The organism is Mycetohabitans sp. B2, from assembly GCF_021733735.1.
In the GTDB taxonomy this organism is placed as follows: Bacteria; Pseudomonadota; Gammaproteobacteria; order Burkholderiales; family Burkholderiaceae; genus Mycetohabitans; species Mycetohabitans rhizoxinica.
Window position 1 is genome coordinate 1 of sequence record NZ_JAHKSP010000211.1, and the last position, 213, is coordinate 213.

The window sequence follows — 213 nt, forward strand, 5'->3', positions numbered from 1 at the left end:
GCCGGCAGTGGATCCGTCTGTCCGTCATAGGCCGCGCGATACAACGTATTCAATTCGCGCACCAGCACCCCGACCGACCAGCCATCCGACACGATATGGTGCTGCACAAGCAGCATCACGTACTCGTCATCGGCCACTTGAATGCCGCACGCGCGCATCAGCGGGCCACAGGCCAGATCGAACGGTGCTTGGGCGGCCTCGGCGCTGAGTTGG

General features: G+C 63.4%; 1 protein-coding gene. It reads right to left on the reverse strand.

The window, feature by feature from the left end; all coding sequences use genetic code 11:
* A partial coding sequence (locus KPG66_RS17510; RefSeq protein ID WP_237071697.1) for a condensation domain-containing protein occupies positions 1-213 on the reverse strand: 213 nt, incomplete at both ends.